We start from the raw sequence: 6403 nt of genomic DNA, 5'->3' as shown, positions 1-6403 counted from the left end.
CGGCGCGGGTGTCTGGTACATCAACTCGGGCCAGTTCACGACCGTCCCCGCCGTCCTGGACATGACCCGGGACAAGGCGGAGAAGACGCTGGACGGCGCCGGGCTCGGGGTCCGCACGAAGGAGGACTTCAGCGACACCGTCGAGCGCGGCCACGTCATCGCCGCCGACCCGGCACCCGGCAAGCGCATCCGCAACACCGGCAAGGTGACGATCACCCTCTCGCGCGGCCCCGCCCGGGCCGAGGTGCCCAACGTCGCCGGGATGCCCTTCGACGAGGCGAAGAAGAAGATCGAGGGCGCGGGCCTGACCGTCGGCGAGGTAGGCAAGCAGTTCAGCAGCGAGACCCCGCAGGGCTCGGTGCTGGCCACCGACCCGAAGCCGGGCGAGCAGCGCCGGCCGGAGGCCCCGGTCGCGCTGACCGTCAGCAAGGGCGCGCCGCTGGACGTGCCGGACGTGCGGGGCATGTCCGTGGACGCCGCGACCGCCGCGCTGCGCGACAAGGGCTTCGAGGCGAAGGTGTCGGAGGCCCAGGTCTTCTCCGACCGCGCCAAGGGCGCCGTGGCCGAGCAGTCCCCCGGTACGGGCGACAAGGCCGCCAAGGGCGACACGGTCACCCTCACCGTCTCCAAGGGCAAGGAGATGGTGCCGGTCCCGGACGTCACGGGCCGGAACGAGTCCGAGGCCAAGCGGCTGCTGACCGAGGCGGGCTTCAAGGTGAAGGTCGACAAGCCCTTCTTCTTCCCGCAGGACTCGGTGGAGAGCCAGTCGGTCAAGGGCGGCGAGCAGGCCGCCAAGGGCGACACGATCACCATCAAGCTCAAGGGCGGTCTGTAGCGGTGGAGGAGCTGACCCCGGGGCGGCTGCGCAACCCCGTAGGCGGCCACGTGCCGGTGGCGGGCGGGCTGGCCAAGGTGGGCCTGGCCTACGCGCGCGAGATGGGCGCGGAGACCTTGCAGGTCTTCGTCGCCAACCCGCGCGGCTGGGCGACGCCCGCGGGCAGCCCCCGGCAGGACGAGGAGTTCCGCGCCGCGTGCGCGGAGGAGTCCCTGCCGGTCTGGGTGCACGCCCCCTACCTGATCAACTTCGGCTCGCACACGGAGGCGACGGTCGAGCTGTCCGCGGAGTCGATGCGGCACTCGCTGCGCCGCGGCCGGGCCATCGGCGCGCGGGGCGTGGTCGTGCACACCGGCTCCGCGACGGGCGGCCGGCCGCGCCGGGCGGCGCTGGAGCAGGTCCACGAGCGGCTGCTGCCGCTGCTGGACGAGCTGACCCACGACGACGACCCGTGGCTGCTGCTGGAGCCCACGGCCGGCCAGGGCGCGTCCCTGTGCTCGCTGGTCGAGGACCTCGGCCCCTACTTCGAGGCGCTGGAGCACCACCCGAAGCTGGGGGTGTGCCTGGACACCTGCCACGTCTTCGCGGCGGGCCACGACCTCGCCGGGCCGGGCGGGATGAAGAGCACGCTCGACGAGCTGGTCTCGGTGGTGGGCGAGGGACGGCTGCGCCTGATCCACGCCAACGATTCGAAGGCCGCCGTCGGCGCGCACCTCGACCGGCACGAGAACATCGGTTCCGGCCACATCGGCGCCGACCCCTTCGCGGAGCTCTTCCGCCACCCGGCGACGGCCGGGGTGCCGCTGACGATCGAGACGCCGGGCGGCAAGGAGGGGCACGCCGCGGACGTGGCCCGGCTGAAGGAACTGCGCGCGGGCGTGCTGTAGGCGGAGGGCGGACTGCCGCAGCGGCGGAGCACCGCTGCGACGGCCCGGCGGTACGCACGCGGCCGGCGGAACCGGGGCATGTCGTGGTCCGCCGCCCGCAGGGCTAGAGCTCCGGGCCCTCGCCCGGCTGCTCCTGGTAGGAGTAGCGCTGCTCGCGCCAGGGGTCCCCGACGTTGTGGTAGCCCCGCTCCTCCCAGAAGCCGCGCCGGTCGGCGGTCATGTACTCCACGCCGCGCACCCATTTGGGCCCCTTCCAGGCGTAGAGGTGCGGCACGACGAGACGGACCGGGAAACCGTGCTCGGCGGTCAGCGGCTCGTCATCCTTGTGCGTGGCGAAAATCGTCTTTTCGGAGGCGAAGTCGGCCAGTCGCAGATTGGAACTGAAGCCGTATTCCGCCCACACCATCACATGCGTGACCTCGGGCGCGGGCGGTGCGAGTTCGAGCACCGTACGGGCCGACACCCCGCCCCATTCGGCGTCGAGCATGCTGTATTTCGTGACGCAGTGCAGATCGGCCACCACCGTCGTATACGGCAGGGCGGAGAATTCCTCGTGCGTCCAGCAGTGCTTGTCGCCGTCGGCGGTGGATCCGAAGACCCGGAACTCCCACCGGTCCGGCTTGAACCTCGGCACGGGACCGTAGTGCGTCACCGGCCATCCGCGCTGAAGACGCTGCCCCGGCGGCAGCTGGGGGAGCTCCCCTTTGCGGCTTTCGGTGTTTTTCGAGGGCCCCATGCCCCCATGGTGTCAGACCTTTCACGGCGCCGATGACCAGGGGTTCCACTATTGGGACAACTCCCACTAAGTGTGCACTTACTGGACGGTTTCGAAGGGCGATGCGAGGATGCGCGCAACCTGCCAGTCACCCTTGCTTGGAAGGAGCCTCTGCAATGCAGGGCGACCCCGAGGTCATCGAGTTCCTCAATGAACAGCTGACTGCCGAGCTGACCGCCATCAATCAGTACTTCCTGCACGCGAAGCTGCAGGAGCACCACGGGTGGACCAAGATCGCGTCGCATACGCGCGCCGAGTCCTTCGACGAGATGCGGCACGCGGAGACCCTCACGGACCGGATCATCTTCCTGGAGGGGCTGCCCAACTACCAGCGGCTCTTCCACGTGCGGATCGGCCAGACCATCACGGAGATGTTCCAGGCCGACCGGCAGGTGGAGGTCGAGGCCATCGACCGCCTGCGGCGCGGAGTGGAGGTCATGCGGGCCAAGGGCGACATCACCTCGGCCAATATCTTCGAGGCGATCCTCGCGGACGAAGAGGATCACATCGACTATCTGGACACCCAGCTGGAGCTGCTGGAGAAGCTCGGCGAGGCGCTGTACATCGCGCAGTTCATCGAGCAGGAGAACGGCGGGTCGGAGTAGCCGGGGCCGCCGGGGGCGCTAGGCCGCCTGGGGCTGCGGCAGCGCGGGTATCTCAGCGCTGAGCACGCCGGAATCCCCCTGGTCGGCCAGCTCGCGCCGCGGGCACGCGCCACGGCCGAGGAGCGCCTGGATGCGGCGCACGCAGCTGCCGCAGTCGGTGCCCGCCTTGCTGGCGGAGGCTATCTTCCGAGGCGTGCACGCCCCCTTGTCCGCGTGCTCACGCACCTGCTGCTCCGTGATGCCGAAGCACGAGCAGACGTACACGCGGTTCACCGCCAACCGGGTTGATCAATAAGGTAACCCTTACCTTACCCGGCTCGGTGGCGGAATAACAACGCCGTGGGGCGGGGATCACAGATTCCCGCCCCACGGCGCGCTCGTTTCACCGGCTCCTACTGGTCGCGGTACATCTCCGCGACGAGGAACGCCAGGTCCAGGGACTGGCTGCGGTTGAGGCGGGGGTCGCAGGCCGTCTCGTAGCGCTGGTGCAGGTCGTCGACGAAGATCTCGTCGCCGCCGCCCACGCACTCGGTGACGTCGTCACCGGTGAGCTCGACGTGGATGCCGCCCGGGTGCGTGCCGAGGCTCTTGTGGACCTCGAAGAAGCCCTTGACCTCGTCCAGCACGTCGTCGAAGCGGCGGGTCTTGTGGCCCGAAGCCGCCTCGAAGGTGTTGCCGTGCATCGGGTCGCAGATCCACGCCACCTGGGCACCGGAGGCGGTGACCTTCTCCACCAGCTCGGGGAGGTGGTCACGGATCTTGCCCGCACCCATCCGGGTGATGAACGTGAGCCGGCCGGGCTCGCGCTCCGGGTCGAGGCGCTCGATCAGGGTGAGCGCGTCCTCGGCCGAGGTGGTCGGGCCGAGCTTCACACCGATCGGGTTGCGGATCTTCGAGGCGAACTCGATGTGCGCGCCGTCCAGCTGACGGGTGCGCTCGCCGATCCAGACCATGTGGCCGGAGACGTCGTACAGGTTCCCCGTGCGGGAGTCCGTACGGGTCAGGGCCGACTCGTAGTCGAGGATCAGGGCCTCGTGCGAGGAGTAGAACTCGACCGTCTTGAACTCCTCCGGGTCCGTCCCGCAGGCGTTCATGAAGTTCAGCGCACGGTCGATCTCGCGGGCCAGGGCCTCGTAGCGCTGCCCGGACGGGGAGGACTTCACGAAGTCCTGGTTCCAGGCGTGCACCTGGCGCAGGTCGGCGTAGCCGCCGGTGGTGAAGGCGCGCACCAGGTTCAGCGTGGCCGAGGAGGCGTGGTACATGCGCTTCAGCCGCTGCGGGTCCGGCGTGCGGGCCTCGGGCGTGAAGGCGAAGCCGTTGACGGAGTCGCCGCGGTAGGTCGGCAGGGTCACGCCGTCGCGGGTCTCGGTCGGCTTCGAGCGGGGCTTGCTGTACTGACCGGCGATGCGGCCGACCTTGACGACGGGCACCTGGCCCGCGTAGGTCAGCACGGCGCCCATCTGGAGCAGCGTCTTGAGCTTGTTACGGATCTGATCGGCACCGACGGCATCGAAGGCCTCGGCGCAGTCGCCGCCCTGGAGCAGGAACGCCTCTCCACGGGCGACCGCTCCCAGGCGCTGGCGCAGCTGGTCGCACTCGCCCGCGAAGACGAGAGGCGGATAGGACTCGAGCTCGGCGATCACATCGCGCAGAGCCTCTTGGTCCGGCCATTCGGGCTGCTGCGCCGCGGGAAGGGAGCGCCAGGTGTTGCCACCGGCGTGGAGTTCAGCGTTCACGGTCACGCTCCAACCCTACGGGGTCGCGGCGGCAGCCCCGTCGCCGGACCGCACTTTGAGACATTTGCCGATACGAGGGCGAGACGCGCCCAAGACACGCCAGAGCCACCGCTCAATACCGGCCACCCCCGTGCCGCTTCGCAGCCGCACGGGACACGGGCGCCCCCGCGCCCTCGCCCCGCACTGCGGAAGCTTCCATTCCTATGACCTGACCTCGGCTGATACCCGCCGGTAAGGATCGTGCTTCGGGTAGGGTGCCCAGCATGTTCGCGCTGCAGACCCAGAACTGGTGGTGGACCGCTCATCCGGCGGCCCACTGACTGCGCGTACCACCGACGCATCGCGAAGGCCGCCCCGAGGGGCGGCCTTCCGCATTTCCCGGGCCGTTCCTCCCCGCACCGGAAGGAACACTCCCCATGCCCAGCGACACCGCCGCCCTGCTCGCCCGGCTCACCGGCCCCGTCTGCCCGCCCTTCGCCCTCCTCCACCGCCGCACGCCCGGCCTCCCCCGGGGCGCCGCGGACGCGGCGGGTGCGCCCGCCGGCACCGTCGAGCTGCTCCTCGGGCCCGTCGAGGAGGTGGAGCGCCTCGCCGGCATCCCCCTGGCCGCCGGCCGGCCCGGCGGCGGCCGCCCCGTCCACGACGCCCTCGCCCTCGTGCCCTTCCGGCAGATCCGCGAGCGCGGCTTCGACGTCCGCGACGACGGCACCCCGCTGGCCGTCCTGCGCCCCGAGGAGAGCCACGAGCTGCCCCTCGACGACGTCCTCGCCGCCCTGCCCGCCCACGCCGTCCGCGTCGAGGGCGGCGCCTTCGACGTGAGCGACGACGCCTACGCGGACATCGTCCGGCGCGTGATCGACGACGAGATCGGCACCGGCGAAGGCGCCAACTTCGTCATCCGGCGCACCTTCGAGGGCGAGATCCACGGCTTCACCCCCGCCGACGCCCTCGCCCTCTTCCGCCGCCTGCTGGCCGGCGAGCGCGGCGCCTACTGGACCTACGTCGTGCACACCGGCGACCGCACGCTCGTCGGGGCCAGCCCGGAGGTGCACGTGCGCATGTCCGGCGGGACGGTCGTGATGAACCCCATCAGCGGCACCTACCGCTACCCCGCCTCCGGACCCGACAAGGACGGCCTGCTGGCCTTCCTCCACGACCGCAAGGAGGTCGAGGAGCTGTCCATGGTCGTGGACGAGGAGCTGAAGATGATGTGCACCGTCGGCGACATGGGCGGCGTCGTCGTCGGACCGCGGCTGAAGGAGATGGCCCACCTCGCCCACACCGAGTACGAACTGCGCGGGCGCTCCTCCCTGGACGTGCGCGACGTGCTGCGCGAGACCATGTTCGCGGCGACCGTCACCGGCTCCCCCGTGCAGAACGCCTGCCGCGTCATCGAGCGCCACGAGCCCGGCGGGCGCGGCTACTACTCCGGCGCCCTCGCGCTCATCGGCCGCGACGCCGGCGGCGCCCGCACCCTGGACTCGCCCATCCTCATCCGCACCGCCGACATCGACCGCCGCGGGCGGCTGCGTGTCGGGGTCGGCGCCACGCTCGTGCGCCGCTCC

8 protein-coding genes are annotated in these 6403 nt (G+C 70.8%); 5 read left to right on the top strand and 3 right to left on the bottom strand.

Annotation, left to right across the window (positions count from 1 at the left end):
* Together V7793_RS31180 and V7793_RS31175 are read left to right on the top strand one after the other, a co-directional pair.
* Positions 1 to 835 (top strand): Stk1 family PASTA domain-containing Ser/Thr kinase (locus tag V7793_RS31180; protein ID WP_336012913.1); only part of this gene is annotated, 835 nt, incomplete at its 5' end.
* Positions 836 to 837: 2 nt separating this feature from the next.
* The gene (locus V7793_RS31175) at positions 838 to 1722 is read left to right on the top strand and encodes a deoxyribonuclease IV (RefSeq protein ID WP_336012911.1); all 885 of its coding nucleotides are present in this window, start codon (positions 838 to 840) and stop codon (positions 1720 to 1722) included.
* A 103-nt stretch (positions 1723 to 1825) separates the two neighbouring features.
* Here V7793_RS31175 and V7793_RS31170 read toward each other — a convergent pair whose 3' ends face one another.
* Entirely contained in the window at positions 1826 to 2458 is a 633-nt protein-coding gene (locus V7793_RS31170; RefSeq protein WP_058044804.1) for a sulfite oxidase-like oxidoreductase, read from the bottom strand.
* 155 nt (positions 2459 to 2613) lie between these two features.
* Here V7793_RS31170 and bfr point away from each other — a divergent pair, with 155 nt between their 5' ends.
* On the top strand, positions 2614 to 3102 hold the full coding sequence (bfr, locus tag V7793_RS31165; RefSeq protein WP_336012908.1) for a bacterioferritin: 489 nt from the start codon (positions 2614 to 2616) through the stop codon (positions 3100 to 3102).
* Between the two features lie 18 nt (positions 3103 to 3120).
* Here bfr and V7793_RS31160 read toward each other — a convergent pair whose 3' ends face one another.
* Complete coding sequence (locus V7793_RS31160; RefSeq protein WP_336012905.1) at positions 3121 to 3375, bottom strand: (2Fe-2S)-binding protein; 255 nt, start codon at positions 3373 to 3375, stop codon at positions 3121 to 3123.
* Positions 3376 to 3494: 119 nt separating this feature from the next.
* Positions 3495 to 4844, bottom strand: coding sequence for a class II 3-deoxy-7-phosphoheptulonate synthase (locus V7793_RS31155; protein ID WP_058044801.1), 1350 nt, complete (start codon positions 4842 to 4844; stop codon positions 3495 to 3497).
* A 257-nt stretch (positions 4845 to 5101) separates the two neighbouring features.
* Here V7793_RS31155 and V7793_RS38300 point away from each other — a divergent pair, with 257 nt between their 5' ends.
* Together V7793_RS38300 and V7793_RS31150 are read left to right on the top strand one after the other, a co-directional pair.
* Positions 5102 to 5158, top strand: a complete 57-nt coding sequence (locus V7793_RS38300) for a trp operon leader peptide (RefSeq protein ID WP_168091012.1) — start codon at positions 5102 to 5104, stop codon at positions 5156 to 5158.
* 96 nt (positions 5159 to 5254) lie between these two features.
* A partial coding sequence (locus V7793_RS31150) for a chorismate-binding protein (protein WP_336012902.1) occupies positions 5255 to 6403 on the top strand: 1149 nt, incomplete at its 3' end.

The organism is Streptomyces sp. KLMMK, assembly GCF_036961605.1.
GTDB lineage: Bacteria > Actinomycetota > Actinomycetes > Streptomycetales > Streptomycetaceae > Streptomyces > Streptomyces telluris.
The sequence above is the reverse complement of the archived record's forward strand: the minus strand, read 5'-3'. Positions and strand labels throughout refer to the sequence as shown.